At 43.7% G+C, this 14,970-nt stretch carries 17 protein-coding genes; 5 read left to right on the plus strand and 12 right to left on the minus strand.

The window, feature by feature from the left end; translation table 11 throughout:
* The first annotated feature begins 583 nt into the window (after window positions 1-583).
* The 3 genes from K0O23_RS17500 to K0O23_RS17510 all read left to right on the plus strand — a co-directional run bounded on the left by K0O23_RS17500 (window position 584) and on the right by K0O23_RS17510 (window position 3,603).
* On the plus strand, window positions 584-2,242 hold the full coding sequence (locus K0O23_RS17500) for a dipeptidyl-peptidase 3 family protein (RefSeq protein ID WP_219878749.1): 1,659 nt from the start codon (window positions 584-586) through the stop codon (window positions 2,240-2,242).
* 9 nt (window positions 2,243-2,251) lie between these two features.
* On the plus strand, window positions 2,252-2,764 hold the full coding sequence (locus tag K0O23_RS17505) for a hypothetical protein (protein ID WP_219878750.1): 513 nt from the start codon (window positions 2,252-2,254) through the stop codon (window positions 2,762-2,764).
* Window positions 2,765-3,390: 626 nt separating this feature from the next.
* Window positions 3,391-3,603, plus strand: a complete 213-nt coding sequence (locus tag K0O23_RS17510) for a hypothetical protein (protein WP_219878751.1) — start codon at window positions 3,391-3,393, stop codon at window positions 3,601-3,603.
* A 71-nt stretch (window positions 3,604-3,674) separates the two neighbouring features.
* On the opposite strand, the gene K0O23_RS17515 is transcribed toward K0O23_RS17510, so the two are convergent.
* The 6 genes from K0O23_RS17515 to K0O23_RS17540 form a co-directional block, all read right to left on the minus strand.
* Window positions 3,675-3,890, minus strand: a complete 216-nt coding sequence (locus K0O23_RS17515) for a helix-turn-helix domain-containing protein (RefSeq protein WP_219878752.1) — start codon at window positions 3,888-3,890, stop codon at window positions 3,675-3,677.
* Window positions 3,890-4,486 (minus strand): DUF2975 domain-containing protein, encoded by a 597-nt coding sequence (locus tag K0O23_RS17520; RefSeq protein WP_219878753.1) that lies wholly within the window; start codon window positions 4,484-4,486, stop codon window positions 3,890-3,892. The genes K0O23_RS17515 and K0O23_RS17520 overlap by 1 nt, the downstream gene beginning before the upstream one ends.
* Window positions 4,487-4,590: 104 nt before the next feature.
* Window positions 4,591-5,730, minus strand: a complete 1,140-nt coding sequence (locus tag K0O23_RS17525; RefSeq protein WP_219878754.1) for an NAD(P)/FAD-dependent oxidoreductase — start codon at window positions 5,728-5,730, stop codon at window positions 4,591-4,593.
* Window positions 5,731-5,737: 7 nt separating this feature from the next.
* Window positions 5,738-5,992 carry a hypothetical protein gene (locus K0O23_RS17530; protein ID WP_219878755.1) on the minus strand — a complete coding sequence of 85 codons (255 nt, stop codon included), beginning with the start codon at window positions 5,990-5,992 and terminating at the stop codon, window positions 5,738-5,740.
* Window positions 5,976-6,647, minus strand: coding sequence for an alpha/beta fold hydrolase (locus K0O23_RS17535; protein WP_219878756.1), 672 nt, complete (start codon window positions 6,645-6,647; stop codon window positions 5,976-5,978). Before K0O23_RS17535 ends, K0O23_RS17530 begins: the two co-directional genes overlap by 17 nt.
* A 165-nt stretch (window positions 6,648-6,812) precedes the next feature.
* A complete protein-coding gene (locus K0O23_RS17540; RefSeq protein ID WP_219878757.1) occupies window positions 6,813-7,760 on the minus strand; it encodes an alpha/beta fold hydrolase in 948 nt (315 codons plus the stop codon).
* Between the two features lie 334 nt (window positions 7,761-8,094).
* Here K0O23_RS17540 and K0O23_RS17545 point away from each other — a divergent pair, with 334 nt between their 5' ends.
* The gene (locus K0O23_RS17545) at window positions 8,095-8,259 is read left to right on the plus strand and encodes a hypothetical protein (RefSeq protein ID WP_219878758.1); all 165 of its coding nucleotides are present in this window, start codon (window positions 8,095-8,097) and stop codon (window positions 8,257-8,259) included.
* A gap of 121 nt (window positions 8,260-8,380) precedes the next feature.
* The gene (locus K0O23_RS20335; RefSeq protein WP_262902638.1) at window positions 8,381-8,515 is read left to right on the plus strand and encodes a hypothetical protein; all 135 of its coding nucleotides are present in this window, start codon (window positions 8,381-8,383) and stop codon (window positions 8,513-8,515) included.
* Between the two features lie 248 nt (window positions 8,516-8,763).
* Here K0O23_RS20335 and K0O23_RS17550 read toward each other — a convergent pair whose 3' ends face one another.
* From K0O23_RS17550 to K0O23_RS17575, 6 genes are all read right to left on the minus strand, one after another.
* Window positions 8,764-10,140, minus strand: a complete 1,377-nt coding sequence (locus tag K0O23_RS17550) for an SPW repeat domain-containing protein (RefSeq protein WP_219878759.1) — start codon at window positions 10,138-10,140, stop codon at window positions 8,764-8,766.
* Between the two features lie 212 nt (window positions 10,141-10,352).
* Window positions 10,353-11,837 (minus strand): APC family permease, encoded by a 1,485-nt coding sequence (locus K0O23_RS17555; protein WP_219878760.1) that lies wholly within the window; start codon window positions 11,835-11,837, stop codon window positions 10,353-10,355.
* A gap of 247 nt (window positions 11,838-12,084) precedes the next feature.
* Entirely contained in the window at window positions 12,085-12,570 is a 486-nt protein-coding gene (locus K0O23_RS17560) for a hypothetical protein (protein ID WP_246597192.1), read from the minus strand.
* Between the two features lie 253 nt (window positions 12,571-12,823).
* Window positions 12,824-13,204 (minus strand): YobA family protein, encoded by a 381-nt coding sequence (locus K0O23_RS17565; RefSeq protein WP_219878761.1) that lies wholly within the window; start codon window positions 13,202-13,204, stop codon window positions 12,824-12,826.
* A 3-nt stretch (window positions 13,205-13,207) separates the two neighbouring features.
* Window positions 13,208-13,870: a DUF2461 domain-containing protein gene (locus K0O23_RS17570; protein ID WP_219878762.1), complete on the minus strand. Its 663-nt coding sequence runs from the start codon at window positions 13,868-13,870 to the stop codon at window positions 13,208-13,210.
* Window positions 13,871-14,057: 187 nt separating this feature from the next.
* Window positions 14,058-14,753 carry a hypothetical protein gene (locus K0O23_RS17575; RefSeq protein WP_219878763.1) on the minus strand — a complete coding sequence of 232 codons (696 nt, stop codon included), beginning with the start codon at window positions 14,751-14,753 and terminating at the stop codon, window positions 14,058-14,060.
* Window positions 14,754-14,970 lie beyond the last annotated feature (217 nt).

The following is a 14,970-nucleotide window of genomic DNA, read 5'->3' on the forward strand; positions in this document are numbered from 1 at the left end:
CGAGGGTCTCCAGACTCGCTTGTGCGTACTAGATTCAGCTACCTTTTAAAAACAGTTCTCTCTAAGTTCATTCGTTCTCTCTTAAAAGAAGCCTTTCTGCTTTTAGCCAGCTTTTCGCCTCGCCGGCTGGGCCCTACTTTTTGTCCCCGAACTTGATTCGGGGACGCTCCTTTCTCGAGGGCCCCTACCCCCACTCGCTGACCGCCCCAACAGTGGACCATCGTTAGTGCACCTGGCATATGCTGTCGTTTTATAGCAACAACAGTTATTTATACTTTGTATCATTTGTGTTAATCTCTGGCTAAGATGTGTCCATCCCAGTCTTTGGCCTTTTTTCCACTTGTCATCTTGGAAGGATCTTGGTAGAAGGGAGGTTAAGCGTCAGCTACAGAGGTTGTGAGTTTTATCAAATTAACTTCAGAAATCCCCTCATTGGTTAAAGAGGGGCAGGGGTGGTTGGAGCGGTCTGAAGACAATCCTGTCCATCTATTAATCCCGAGAATCCTGGTCCAGGGCCGACCTTTCTTTCACCTCAACCTAAAAATCACTATATTCATACCTGCAACTAACCTATAAAACTATAATGAAAGGAAAGCACATACTTTTTGCCTCGGCCATAACGGCGGCTACATTTGGCTGCACAAGCAAAACCACCGAAGGTGATACCGCCACTACGGCAGTAGAAGCAAGCGACAGCATGAAGCAGAAGCTAGACATGTATACTACGGTGCGCTTAACATCTGACCTGAGCCACCTGAGCGAGAATGAGCGTAAAATGATACCATTGCTGATAGAGGCAGGGGATATTATGAACGAACTGTTCTGGTACGAAGCTTACGGTAAACGCGACTCGCTGATGAGTGCCCTAAATGATGAGCAACTGAAGCGCTTTGTGCAGATTAACTACGGCCCTTGGGATAGGCTTAATAACAATGAGCCATTTGTGCCTGGTGTGGGACCAAAGCCTGATGCCGCAAACTTTTACCCTGCCGACATGACCAAGGAAGAGTTTGAACAGGCTAACCTGAAAGATAAAACCAGCCAGTATACTTTTCTGCGTCGCGATGCCAATGGCAAACTTATTACAGTGCTTTACCATGTGCAATTTAAAGACCAGGTAAAGCGTGTGTCTGATTTGCTAAAGCAAGCAGCAGCGCTGGCAGAAGACCCCGGCCTGAAAAAATACCTGACACTGCGTGCAGATGCCATGCTAACCGACAACTACCAGCCAAGCGACCTTGCCTGGATGGATATGAAATCGAACAGGCTGGATGTGGTAATCGGACCGATAGAAACGTATGAAGATAAGCTGTTTGGCTACAAGGCCGCGCATGAGGCCTACGTGCTTGTAAAAGATATGGAGTGGAGTGAGCGCCTAGCAAAGTATGCAGCCTTCTTGCCTGAGCTTCAGCGCGGCTTGCCAGTACTTGCAAAGTATAAAACCGAGACGCCGGGCACCGACTCTGACCTGAACGCTTATGATGTAGTGTTTTACGCCGGCGATAGCAACGCAGGCAGCAAAACCATCGCCATTAACCTGCCAAACGACGAGGAGGTGCAACTAAAGAAAGGCACGCGCCGCCTGCAGTTGAAAAACGCCATGCGAGCCAAGTTCGACAAGATCATGGTGCCGATTGCCGATGAGTTGATTGCTGGCGATCAGAAAAAGCACGTAACGTTCGATGCCTTCTTTGCCAATACCATGTTCCACGAGGTGGCGCACGGACTGGGTATAAAGAATACCATAAACAACAAAGGTACCGTACGCGAGGCCCTGAAAGAGCATGCATCTGCCCTGGAAGAAGGCAAAGCAGATATACTTGGCTTGTACATGATCACACAACTGCACGAGAAAGGCGAAGTAGAAGGAAGTTTGGAAGATTACTATACGACATTCCTGGCGGGTATTTTCCGTTCGGTGCGTTTTGGTGCGGCCAGTGCTCATGGCAAAGCCAACATGGTACGCTTTAACTTCTTTAAAGAGAACGGCGCTTTTGAGCGTGACGAGCAAAGTGGCAAGTATAGAGTGGATTACACTAAAATGCGCGAAGCCATGGATAAGCTGTCTGAAACGATACTTACCCTACAGGGCACTGGCGACTATGCCGGTGTAGGTAATCTGCTAAACAACCAGGGGCAGGTAAGTTTGCAACTGCAGTCTGACCTGGACAGGCTTTCTAAAGCAAACATACCTGTTGATATTGTTTTTGAGCAGGGTGTGGACGTGCTTGGATTGAGATAATTGTTACTGATGGAGATACTAAACTGGAAACAGAAAGATTTTTCGGGAAGAAAGTATATTGTAAACTCAGCTGATGGGCAGCTTGGAAAACTCGTGTTTGATGGCTGGACAAGTTATAATGCCGTTTTTGACTCTGGGGAGTCCAGCGTTTCATTTACGAGCAAGGGCTGGGTTGAACAGGAAGTAACCATACGTTACAACGGAGAGATAGTGGGAAACGGCATTACGTCATTACTCGGAAAATCACGCATCGAAATGGTTTCCGGGGAAAAATATGTTTTGCAAAGTAAAACCTTCTCTCAAAAGCAGGTATTGACGGATGTAGCCGGAAAAAGTGTCATCAGTTTTGAGCAGCCTGCTTTTGGCTTTGGCAAAGGGCAAATACTAATAGCAGATGGCGTTTCAGAACTGACAAAGTTAGCCTTGGTTAGTACTGGGTTATACTTTAAAACTGTATCAGATAGCCAGGTAGCCATTTTGATCGCCATATTTACGCCTATCTTCCTTCAGATAATAAGGTAGCCCGTCATAGAATCAAGATAAAAAGCCTGTCCTTTTGGTCAGGCTTTTTATTTAGCTATTAACTACTGCTTCGTAACGATTGTAAGCTATACCCAGTGCTTTTGTTTGCTGATTAAGTTAAGAGTTATAATAATTGGCACGGAGTTGGGAATACACTGTTGTCAGCAAGACCTTAGACCTCTCTTGAAGTAGAAAGAGAAGGAAGGTGCTGAATTATAATTTAAATGACAATGTTATGGGAAATGCAAAAACTTTTATCGCTTATTTATTGGTAGTAGTTTTTCTGTTAGGAACGATAGCCGCAAGTGCTTAAACAATAAAAGAACCTGAAAGCGAAGTGGTGAAAAAGTATAATAACACTGGTCTAATTGTAGAGGTGGGCATCTCTGCAGACGTGTAGTTCAAGAAATCTGCCGAAAAAGTACATATATAACAAAAGATAACCTGATTATTAGCGAACCGGCTGCATCATTTTGGTGCAGCCGGTTTTTTTTTAGTGAGGGAAGCTTAACTAAGAGAATTTAGCAGTGAAACGTTAAAAATAATTAAACAAAAGGTGTTGGATCAGAGTATGTTACTTTTGCTGAATAGGTTAATTATCAATTGTTTAAACCTTAAAATAAATCATGAAAAGTTTTTTTGAATTCAACAGAAATAGCCCTGAAGAACGGCAGGAGCGCAACAAATTATACCCGGAATTAGCAAAATTTCATATTGCCCTGCGCGAGGAGATGAGCGAAGAAGAATACCAGGCCTATTATACTTCTGAACAGGAATCCTCTAAATCAAGCAGACCTATCTTGTACCAAACCAAGCATCAATGGATATCGGCATACTAATTTGCAGCAAGCATTTAATTTAAAAAGGCAAATAACTATATGAGTGTTTGCCTTTTTAGTTTTTAGAGGGTTTATACTTTGTGTTCCTGCTGATATTCCAGGATGTCGCCGGGCTGGCAGTTTAGCACAGCGCAAATCGTGTTTAAGGTAGAAAAGCGGATAGCCTTGGCTTTGCCTGTTTTAAGTACAGATAAATTTGCCAGTGTAAGGCCTACACGTTCCGAAAGCTCTGAGAGTGACATTTTCCTTTTGGCCAGCATCACATCCAGGTTTACAATTATTGCCATTATATAGTTAGTTGCTCTGCTTCGTAAAGTTTGTTTCCTTCATCAAAGATTTCGGCAAGTATAAAGGCACCCAGCATAAACATCAGCGGTAGGTAATTAATGTAAATCCCAAAATAAGATGCATTTTCTGTCTCCATCCATCTGAAACCTGTCATTATAAAAATTAGCAGGCAATAACGGCCTATTTTACGGAATACATTGCTGTTGTTCTGCCGGAAGGTCTGAAGCACTTTTACTGACTGTATTAACCTGGCAATCTGCTGCAGCATCAGTACCCAGATCGCAAGTATAATCACATGCTGCAGGTAAAATATAATTAGCGATAAGTTGCTGGCGTCCTGAACGTATATCGGGCCACGGCTAGCTGGCTTAGTGCCAATAGCTGAAGTAAATTCGAAAGCCGAAGTATAAAAAGAGGTAGATAGATTGGCGGCAGTTCTAAAATTATAGCCAGACAGCTCAACTTTACTATATAAATCCGGATTAAACTGGTAATGGATGATGCCAAAGGTGAATAACGTTATGAAAACAATTATTAAAACCCGGAAGATGTTACTGACCGCCAGCGCAATTGTGAGAAGTTTGTTTCTTTCCATATCATTTTTTTCAAATATAAGGGAAGGCTATATTATAATCAATAATTATTTACTGATTATCGATAAAAAATTATCGTGTATTGGTGTTTGCTTGTATATTTAGTCTATAGCTGCTGAAGTATAAGCTCTGCGCCTTCCTCACCTACAAGCGAGCCAATAGCCACACCCATTCCGCCCATGCGCACAGCACAACTTATCCGTTCCGATACCTGCTCCACGATGGTGGTTTTCTGAGTGCCCAGCCCCATAATGCCGCTCCAGCGATGCTCAATTTCATAAGGAGTATCAGGAAGTATAACTGTACTCAGCAGCTCTTCCAGTTTATGCTGTACCAGCTCTGTTAGCCCCAATGCTGTAGTTTCTTCGGCTGTAAAATCCAGGTTGCGGCCACCGCCAAATAATACCCTGTTGCCAATGTTGCGGAAATAGTAATAGCCGCAGTCGTAGTGGAAGGTACCTTTTAGCTTAAGGTTATCTATTGGTTTAGTGATAAGTACCTGTGCCCTTGCCGGCACCACCTGCACGTTTGGTAAAAGCTTCTGGGCAAAACCATTGGTAGCCACTAAAGCTGCGCGGGCCTTCAGGTTTATACTTTGTGCAGTAGCAGCAGTTATACTTGTGCCTTCGTCGTGGATGTCTGTTATCTCCAAGCCGTTAAGTACCAGCACTCCCAATGCCTGAACTTGCTGTGTAAGCGCCAGAATCATTTTGCCGGTGTCTATCTGGCCTTCGGCTGTACTTAGAAGCAGGTGTGAAACGTTCTTAAAGCCGAAATCGCTAATACTGGAATCTGCTGGCTGGAATAAGTTTTGCTCTCCGGTTATACTTTGAAGGTATGTGTTAAAGTATGGCAGCTTGTCCAGGCACGAAGTATAAAGTTCTTGTTGGGCATCTGTAAACAATTCGTAGCCGCCCCATTGGTGGTAGTCAATGGCAACGTCGCCGAGGTTATGGCGAAGGCGCTGCAAGCCTTTCCAGCGGCGCTCCACGAGGCCAAAAACTTCGTCTTCGGTGTGGTGGGTAAGATCTTCGAGTAACTCAGAAGGGCTGCCAAAGCAGGCAAAACCGGCATTTTTAGAGCTGGCACCGGTTGGCAGCAATCCACGCTCCGCTACCAGTATCTTTAGCTTTGGTTGTGTTGTTTTAAGGTGCAGCGCTGCGTTCAAGCCAACAATACCGCTGCCTATAATCAGTACATCAATGTTGCTAAAGTATGTGTCCTTCTCCCAAAAACTAAGTTGCATAGGCTGGTTAATCGTCTTCGCGGGTGTAGTCGTGTTTGTAGTTGCGGGCAGTGGCTTCGTCGAGCAGCTCAAAATGGGTAAGCATTACTTCACGTTCCCCTTTGTTGAGGCCACGCACAAATTTGCCTTCCGGTGTTTCGTAAACAGCGTAGTTATGCCTGCCAAAAGGGTAGAGGTTGTTACTTTTTAAAGTAGTGGCGTTTGTTAGTTCTGCCGTCTCGCCGCTGGTGGTGGTAACTATAAATTTATTTTTGTTCGTCATGAGTGCAATCTAGTAAAATTCGGCTTAAAATAGCGCTTACTTCTTCGGCACGGTGTATTACCATCAGGTGCTCCCCACGGGGTATTTTTATAACGTCTTCCATATCAGCGATAGGCAGTACCTTATCTGAAGTGCCATGAATTTGAATAAGACCTGCTGGTGGCGTATCCTGTTTCCAGTCGAGTAGCCGCGCCAGTGCCCAGCGCAGAAACTTTTCGTTTATCCTGAAGAACACAGATTTTAGCAGCCTTCGTTCGTAAGGAGACTGAGCCCCAAAGAAAAAGGGCGCAACAGGATAAGTGTTTTGCATCACTTTAAATGGTACATACTTATGCAGCAGCATTTTGCCGGCCATTTTGTAGTACCAGGGCAAGTCGTGGCAGGTAGCTAAACTAGAGATAGCGATGGTTTTAACCGGATGAAGCATTTTAGCCAGCTCCATAGCTACCAATCCTCCAAACGAAAATCCTACAAGTATAGGCCTGGGGTCATCAATCTGCGGTAGCAGGCGTTTTGCATAATCTTGTAAGGGCTCATCAAAACTGAGTGGCTCAATCCAATTTACCTGCTGCACGGGTATGTGGTCGGGCAACTTCAGAAACTGAAACATGCGCCAGTCGGCACCCAGCCCACTTATAAAGTATACTTTACTCATGGTATGCTTTTACGCAGCCTGGAGTAAGTGTTTTAACTAAAGTATACTCAGTTGATTTTGTCATTAAGAGTAAAGCGGATGATCCGAAGTTTTTGACATACTTCAAATCACTCGCTTATTTAGGGTTTAGTACAAGTTCGAAATGAAAGTAAAAATGCAGCTATCCTACTTATTTACTGCTACTTCGCTTCCCAGAAACTGCATCGCATCTTTTACTGTTTCCTGTGCCAACTCCTCCATGGGAATATGGCCAGCGCCGGCATAGGTCTTTAGCTGAGAACCTTTAATGTCTTGCAGGAAACGGGAGGCATTTTGGGCAGGAACCCAGGCATCTGCCTCTCCCCAAAGTATAAGTGTGGGCGCTTTTACCTGTTTCAGTTTTGGCAAATTGTCGGTATCTACCGTGTTCATTCGAAGTATAAAAGCTTCGCGGTTACCTTCGCGCAGCAGCAGGTCATGGCTTAAAGAGATGGCTTCTGGTGTAAGACGGCTGTCGTCGCCGTATACTTCTTTCAGACTTTTTTCTACTATAAAGCGGGGTGTAATATATTTAAGCGATTCTTTAACTAATGGCGTTTGTGCCATCATAAAAGGCATGGATATGCTTTTGTCGTTGGCAGTGGTTACGCCAGTTGGCGATACAAGTATCAGCTTCTGCACCCGCTCCGGATGCGTGGCTGCAAAATCGTAGGCTATTTGCCCACCCAGTGAGCTGCCTGCTATGTGCGCTTTGTCTATACCCAGCTCATCCATAAAATGCTGCACCAGCTCAGAATAATATGCTATAGTATAGGTGTCTGTTTGGTTACGGCCAGTAAGGCCAAAGCCTGGCAGATCGAGGCGCAGCACGCGGTGCGTCTTGCTCAGCTCTTTTGCCCAGCCGTCCCAGGTGTTAAGCGAGGCTGCGGTGCCATGTAAAAGTATAATAGGAGTGCCCTGACCTTCGTCGCGGTAGTGCAGGTTGGCGCCGGCTATACTTTTAAACTTTGAGGCAGGGGTAGTATACTTTGCGTTGAGTTCTGCGGCTGGGATATCTTGCCGGATCTGCAGGGCAGTAGTTGCGGTTATAGCCAATGCGACAACCAAAGCCGCGCGCTTTTTACTGATTTTCATAGTTCTGTAGTTTTATAGAGGATCGTAATTATGCAGCTAAAGTATGCATTTATGGGACAAGTTGTGCCTGAATGCCCTCTATTTTGATTTAAAGCCCTTTTATATGCAGCTATTCTATTTAAGAACTGTCTTTTAGTAGAATAGATTAAAGCGCAGGGCCTTAAATAGCTAAAATTACTATCGTTGTTTATCCAGTCTGATTAGCTGTTCACGGTAAAAATCAGTGTGTTGGTATAAAATAGTAGTAGTTAATGCAACAGTACCTTGCATAACAAAGTACTATATAATATCTTTGTAACATCAATTAATCATTAACCTTTTAACTCTTACCACTATGAAAATTGTCATTTTATTATTCGCCTTTTTATTCGGTTTTGGAGCCACAGTTAAAAAATCTGCCAGCGATCAGGAAAAAATTCAGCAAAGAGCTGAGCTTAACGAGTATAAGTCTTACCCTAATCTGCTGCCTGAAGTTGAAATTGTAGCAGAAAGAAAATAACCGAATTTCCTGGAGCCAGAAGTTTAATCCAAGTATAACCATCAACCAAAATAAAACCATGAAAATTATTGTTCTGTTATTCGCCGCATTTTTAGCCTTCGGGCTTGCAACAAAAGAAACTATGAGCGTAAAAACTCCAGAGAAAGAAGTAGTAACTGTAGAGGCATCTGAAGAAGTGGAAGCACCTGTTATGAGTGTACTTCTGGATACCGTAGAAATAGCAGTTAGCTCACAAAACGTGATCGCTGGTATTTAACAGCGATCACGTGCCTAACAGTAGACGTATGTACTATTCTTCTTTGAATTAATGCCTCCTGTTTTAGCCATTTTTGTATGTGTAGCATGATAATGCCGCACAATTATCCAGCCACCACCAAAATAATATTCTATTTTCTTTTAACAGCTAGAAGCCAGTAGCATACAAGTTTGTAGGTATGGAATTGGTCGCTAAATAAGTTAACCAAACCTCTGTCCTGCATAATGCATAAGCTTTCAGGTATGGAATCAGATAATGAACTTGTCATAGCTTCCTCTTTTATCCTTTACTTTTCCGCGAGGGAAACACAGCGGGATCAATAAAAGCCCTGAGGCTATTCCGGTCCACATGGCAGCACCTTCACCTGAGCCCATAATCCAGGGGGATGCAATAAGCCAGACACCAAATAAAATAAAAATGTAACGTAAAGGCCTGGCTACCTCAGACATTGAAATGATAGTAAATGTAATAATAAGTGCGCCTGTTACATGATGATTATCTGCCATCTTACCACTATACTGCAGTATGGCAGGAGCTAGCATTATCCAGGCGCCAACAGCCATGATAAGAACCAGGTTCCAGGGGGTGCGCATTAAGTCTTTGAAAGCGACTCTGCCCGTATGTTCTAATAGTATTTCGGGATTTTTATTCTCTTCAGTTTCACCGTCCATAGTGCCGCCGAACCATAGCGATGTCCAATAGGAAGTATTTCGTGCCTTTTTCTCATGCCGCATCAGTTGGAGTGTGGCCAACACCTCATCAATCGTAAATGGGATCATAATTAATGATATGGTGGCGCTTGTAAGGCAGAGGGTACACCAGTAACCTACCGATACAGGCTGGAGGATTACCAATGTGATACTAACAACACCTAAAGGTATAATCAGGATACCGAAAATAATCACAACCCATGGCATGGTTCGCCAGCGGTGAGTACCTCCTGCATAGGCAAAAACCACATCCATAATATAAGAGAAGGCACCGAGCAAAGCATCGGATACTGGAAAAGACTTAGAAACATCAGAGGTTAGCACCTTTTTGGTACCATCCCCAAAGAAAGGATCCCATACCGTGTCGATATGCTCCAGTTGAAATGCCCCCATATAACGGGCCACAAAAAAGCCAAGCCAGGCAAAAAACAAAACCGGTATCCGCTGGCTCCACGATGAGGGGTTGTAACTCCAGCCTCCGGGTATGTTGGGACCTGGCTTGGCAAACAGTTTTATGCCAGGCTGCCCGGGAATGATAATACCGAAGGCTATAACAAGTGTGCCTATAAGGTAGCCGCTCAGTAAACCTGCTGTTTTCTCTGTCCAGAAAACCATTGGGGCAATAAAAAGCCAGACTCCGATAAAAACAAGAGCCCACTGTGCCCACAGTTTATAAGGCTTAAGAGCAAAGTAACTGAAACCAATCACAAGGAGGCCGGATACAATATCGCTCCATACCATTGCAGAAACCTGATAGTCAAATGTAGGAGGATTAGCAATAAGCCAAAAGCCCAACACTATTGTGCAGTAGTATACCCAGCTCACTCTCTTGTGGTGCTCTTCGTGTTCATGCTGCTTTTCCAGGGGAAACATCCCCTTTTCTACAAAAAAGAGATTGCTGAAAGTTAGATCCATATTTTGCCAGGCTTATGTTCTGATAATCAACTTTATTATATAGTGCATATTGCCCTTTAACTTGTGCAGATGCATTAATATATAGTATAAGCCTTTTCTACGTTAGCTGCAGAAGTGCGTTCTGAGAAGAGCCTGCAACACATTTTATTGCAACAAAAAAGCCTACAACAAGGGCTGTAGACTTTTTGAAATTGATTATCTGGCTATGATAGCTACTTTGTCTGCCGCTTAAAATAACTACCGAAGAAATAGAAAACCGGTATACCCAAACCTACAATTATAAAACCTGGCCAGGTATAAGTTGGCTTATAAATAAGCAAAATAAGGCAGATAGCCGACGAAAGTATAACATACATAGCCGGAAGTATAGGATAACCGAATGCCTTGTAAGGGCGGTGAAGGTCTGGCCTGCGCACTCTAAGTATAAACACACCGATGATGGTAAGTATATAAAAGAGCATAACGGCAAAGATCACATAGTCGAGCAGGTTGCCGTAGGTGCCTGAAAGGCAAAGCAGGCAGGCCCAGATGCACTGCAGCCACAATGCTGCGGCAGGTACGCCATTCTTGTTCAATCGGCCTAGTCTCTCGAAAAACAGTCCGTCTTTGGCAATGGCATAGTATACACGCGCACCCGAAAGTATAGCCCCGTTGTTACAGCCAAACGTAGAGATCATGATAAGTATAGCAATGGCTATAGTTGCCTCGTACCCGCCAATAACTTCTGCCACGGCTGTTGCCACCCGGTCATTATCAGCATAAGTAATGCCAAGGGCCATGGTATCGGCTCCGTTTGGGTCGCCGTTCATGGGTAGCACCAGCAAGTAAACCAGATTAATCAATAAATAAATACCTGTTACCAAAGCTGAGCCTATTACCATACTTAGCACGATGGTACGCTTTGGGTTCACAATTTCGTCGCCGGAAAAACCGATGTTGTTCCAGGAGTCAGCAGAGAACAAAGCGCCAACCATGGCAATACCCGCTGCCGAGAGCAAAGCCCAGCCTACAGGCGGCATCAGCTCTTCGCCGGCAGTAGAGGTAGAGACACCCCAGAAATCTGAGAAGTTGGCCTGAATAGCCGTGTCGTTTACGCCCATCAGAAAGCCGAAAAGTATAAGGCCGAAAAGCGCCACCAGTTTGGTGCTGCCAAAAATATTCTGGATAAGTTTGCCGCTTTTTACACCCCTTGAGTTAATGTAGGTAAGGTAAATGATGCTAAGTATGGCCAGTAACTGAACCGTGGTAAAATTGAAACCAGCAAAGCTGATAAGCACATTATTCTCACTAAACCATGGAAAGATAACACCTGTAAAACGCGCAAAGGCTACGGCAACAGCGGCAATTACTCCTGTCTGAATTACAAGAAAAAGAGTCCAGCCATACAGGAAAGCCACCATCTTGTTGTAAGCCTCTTTTAAGTATACGTACTGGCCGCCTACCTTCGGAAACATAGAGGATAGTTCGCCATAGCTGATAGCACCTACAATGGTTAAAAAGCCTGAGATTACCCAAACCAGCAGCATATAACCCGGCGAAACCATGGTGCGGGCAATGTCAGCGGTTACAATAAATATTCCGGAGCCGATCATTCCGCCTGTCACAATCATGATGGCGTCGAAAAGCTTTATTTCCCGTTTAAAACCGGTATCGGCTTCCCGTATTTTTGGGGGTACAGTAGTCTCTGTATTTTGCATAAGTATGAAGTGGATAGCAAAACTAATTCTTTCGGCCCATTTTTTGGCAATTAACCTAAGGTTTAAGTAAATGTTCAGAATTCGGATTAGTTACTTGAAAGTATAAGCAGGTAACTTTTTAAATAAGTGCTATGTGAATTGCTGCAGAAAATTAACAGACGCTGCTAACTCAATTGTCTTAGGAGCAGAAGTATAGTAAGTATATTTGATCGCGTAATATGAGGCAGCGGTTTTAGATAACTGGGTATCAGAATATGACAGTGGGCTCGTTTGGTTTAGCGTCCACGTTGCAGTTTTTCAGCCATTGCTTTGCATTGCGCCGGCTTAAAAAATTTTCCATTTGTATATTTGGTATGATTCGCAGGTATAAGTCTCTGGCCGATAGCCTACTAAACAGGTTGTGGGAATACACATGGGCAAAACATTTCAAACCTGCTTTCATCGCCTGCGGCAGCCATTCATACTCCAGCCAGTCGTTAGCTTCCTCCCAGTCGCCGCTTACTGCAGTTTTATCATTCAGTAGTTTGGGGTTGGGGTGCTTCCTTATCAGTTCGAGGTATACTTTGGCAGCCGTTACTACATCGTCGGCGGTGATATGGCCAAACCATTTGGCCTCTATGTAGGCTTTTTTAAGCGTAAACATCAGGAACACATCGCCTTGCTCATGCTTTAAAAGCACCGGGTGCGGCCAAATAGCCGCTATATCGCTGTATTCACAAAAGTATGTATTCATAAATCGTAACAAGTATGAGGGTAATACAGGAGGGCTATTTTTCTTATATCACCTACTTATACGGTCAAATTTATATAATGTGGGGCTGCCTGATGTTAACATTATACTTTAACCAGTTTGTACTCTAAAATGGCGAACATGAGAAAACTCAGATAAGACGCTGGTTAAAGTCAAAAGGGCAATAGGAGGGCTGTACTTGCCAAAGCAAGTGATTTAAATTGTAAGCATGTTAAACTGTAATTTCTTAAACCTGTTATTTCATAGTTACCCGAACAGCCTTTACATATCCCTGCACCGGCATGGACTCCAGTACATCTCCTTCAAACCATGCCTCAACCTCCTGCCCCTCACGCAACTGTTCCAGTTTCAGGTGTTTGCCTGATGTATTTTCTATAAGGGTATTCTTGTCTATCCTGATATCGGCTTCTCTGTATGGGGCATCAATGCCTTCTATGGCTTTAACCAGCACAACAGCTTTCGAGTTTTCTGATTTCTCGGTAGTCTTTTTAATGTGTGAGATATAGCCATGCACATCAGGCAATGTGTCTGGCATGCGTTTCGGCTCATCGCCGCGGCAGCCTTCCAGCAAAAGAAGCAGCAGGGCAGAAAGTATAAACAGTACAGGTTTTTTCATGTGCTATGAGGCTAGTGGTCGGTTTAAAAAATCGTGCAAAGGTTTTACGGTTCTATAAAGTTCTGGTAAACTATCCGGAAAGTCAGGCGCGCAGACCTCCTCGTCGGTAAAATAATGCAGCACCTGATAGCCGTTATACTTTATTAACTCAATGTTAGGGGCATCTTTGTTATAGCCTTTTGGGGCTGTTTTTCGCTGTTCTCCTCTTAATCCTACAAAAGCCTCTTTAAATTTCGTCTCAGCCAATATACTTTCCAGTTCGCCGGGGCTGTAGTCTATCTCCTGGCGTATCAGTTCCAGTTGTTTGGGTTTTGGTTGCCTGATGCCGCCTCCGGCCCTGCTTTTACCACCCGGCGAGAGCACGAGTACATAATTGGCAAATGGTGAATGGCGCCCACCCGGCGATATTCCGGCTCCAAAATGGTCTTTATACGGCGGTTCTCCTTTTTTAGAGAAGTCGTTTTTATTGATCCTGAAAATGCACTCTCCGGGAGTAACCTTATTTAGCTGTGGGTCGATTAAGCGCAGGTCATCCAGCAGGTGTGCAGTTAATTTGTGAAACTCGCCTTTAGCCACAAGGTAACGCTCCCTGTTCTCGTCCATCCAAGATTTACTGTTGTTTTTCTGCAACTCATGCAAAAAGTCCAGGATCAGGCGTATGTTCATGAATACTTTAGTGCTTCGGTGTCTTAGACTTTATCCAGATAGCGCCAATAATAAGAACAATTACAAGTATAATGATTATAAAGATTGTCATTGGAATGTGTACTTTGATACATATACTTGTACTAAAAAAAACAGCCCTTGTTGCAAAAGTATGTCAACAAGGGCTATCGGCATGGAGCAAGTATGATCAGGCTACGCGTAGTATCGTATCGTCTTGTATGGCTTTGCGAATACTATCTTCCGAGATGTAATGCGAAAGGAAGTCTCCCTTGCGACAAACATTCGTACGGGGCTCCTGTATTAACACAACTTTAGATCTTTTGCCAACAGTGATCACACCAATGCCGCGGCGCTGGCATAATTTTAAAAAGTAGTTAGCCAGGCTGTTGTTTCTGAAAATAAGGCTGCTTATCGATAAACCGAGCCACTGTTCGTTGGCCTGATGCTTTTTTAGTTCATCAACAAGGGTATTGATATTGCGCTTAAGATAAGCCTTGCTCAAATAAGTATGAAGCACAAAGCCAACTGCAGCCACACAAAAAGTAAGGGCAAAACCTGAAAGGCCAATATTAAACTGCAGGCTTAAATAGCTACCCAGCGCAAGCAGCAGAACAGGTGTGACAAACCTTAATTTGCTCAGGCCGTCTTTTTTGTAAGTAGTTAAAAGCGCAGCCAGGCGATTGGCGTTTTTAAAAGTCACCGTAGCCAGAAAAAGTATATTGTCAGGATGCTTAAATGCAAACAGCCCTTCTACTTCTACACCTTGTTTGCTTTTCTCCGCTCTACCTATTAACACATTCTTAGCGCCCTGCTGAGAAGTATAATAACCTTTAAGGTAATCGAACGCGAAATCTTCTATCTTGCTTTCCTGAGGGTTAGGCATACCACATTAGCTTAAATAGTGTTTATTAAAAAGGGCGGTATCAAAAAGTGGCTCAACCATCCGTACGAATATTAAATGATATGTTGCCAGTTAAAACTTGTTAATTAAGAAGTAGTGCTGATGATCAGTATAATAAGCACTACCCGAGTACTACAAACATAAATACATATAAATATATTTCCTATAATATTCAGAGAATTATTGTACTAATTTTCTG

The organism is Pontibacter aydingkolensis, assembly GCF_019443125.1.
GTDB lineage: Bacteria > Bacteroidota > Bacteroidia > Cytophagales > Hymenobacteraceae > Pontibacter > Pontibacter aydingkolensis.

What these genes read in the sequence shown, in the direction of transcription:
- K0O23_RS17500 (WP_219878749.1), top strand. Translation starts at nt 584, where the DNA reads ATGAAAGGAAAGCACATACTTTTTGCCTCGGCCATAACGGCGGCTACA.
- K0O23_RS17505 (WP_219878750.1), top strand. Translation starts at nt 2,252, where the DNA reads ATGGAGATACTAAACTGGAAACAGAAAGATTTTTCGGGAAGAAAGTAT.
- K0O23_RS17510 (WP_219878751.1), top strand. Translation starts at nt 3,391, where the DNA reads ATGAAAAGTTTTTTTGAATTCAACAGAAATAGCCCTGAAGAACGGCAG.
- K0O23_RS17515 (WP_219878752.1), bottom strand. Translation starts at nt 3,890, where the DNA reads ATGGCAATAATTGTAAACCTGGATGTGATGCTGGCCAAAAGGAAAATG.
- K0O23_RS17520 (WP_219878753.1), bottom strand. Translation starts at nt 4,486, where the DNA reads ATGGAAAGAAACAAACTTCTCACAATTGCGCTGGCGGTCAGTAACATC.
- K0O23_RS17525 (WP_219878754.1), bottom strand. Translation starts at nt 5,730, where the DNA reads ATGCAACTTAGTTTTTGGGAGAAGGACACATACTTTAGCAACATTGAT.
- K0O23_RS17530 (WP_219878755.1), bottom strand. Translation starts at nt 5,992, where the DNA reads ATGACGAACAAAAATAAATTTATAGTTACCACCACCAGCGGCGAGACG.
- K0O23_RS17535 (WP_219878756.1), bottom strand. Translation starts at nt 6,647, where the DNA reads ATGAGTAAAGTATACTTTATAAGTGGGCTGGGTGCCGACTGGCGCATG.
- K0O23_RS17540 (WP_219878757.1), bottom strand. Translation starts at nt 7,760, where the DNA reads ATGAAAATCAGTAAAAAGCGCGCGGCTTTGGTTGTCGCATTGGCTATA.
- K0O23_RS17545 (WP_219878758.1), top strand. Translation starts at nt 8,095, where the DNA reads ATGAAAATTGTCATTTTATTATTCGCCTTTTTATTCGGTTTTGGAGCC.
- K0O23_RS20335 (WP_262902638.1), top strand. Translation starts at nt 8,381, where the DNA reads ATGAGCGTAAAAACTCCAGAGAAAGAAGTAGTAACTGTAGAGGCATCT.
- K0O23_RS17550 (WP_219878759.1), bottom strand. Translation starts at nt 10,140, where the DNA reads ATGGATCTAACTTTCAGCAATCTCTTTTTTGTAGAAAAGGGGATGTTT.
- K0O23_RS17555 (WP_219878760.1), bottom strand. Translation starts at nt 11,837, where the DNA reads ATGCAAAATACAGAGACTACTGTACCCCCAAAAATACGGGAAGCCGAT.
- K0O23_RS17560 (WP_246597192.1), bottom strand. Translation starts at nt 12,570, where the DNA reads ATGAATACATACTTTTGTGAATACAGCGATATAGCGGCTATTTGGCCG.
- K0O23_RS17565 (WP_219878761.1), bottom strand. Translation starts at nt 13,204, where the DNA reads ATGAAAAAACCTGTACTGTTTATACTTTCTGCCCTGCTGCTTCTTTTG.
- K0O23_RS17570 (WP_219878762.1), bottom strand. Translation starts at nt 13,870, where the DNA reads ATGAACATACGCCTGATCCTGGACTTTTTGCATGAGTTGCAGAAAAAC.
- K0O23_RS17575 (WP_219878763.1), bottom strand. Translation starts at nt 14,753, where the DNA reads ATGCCTAACCCTCAGGAAAGCAAGATAGAAGATTTCGCGTTCGATTAC.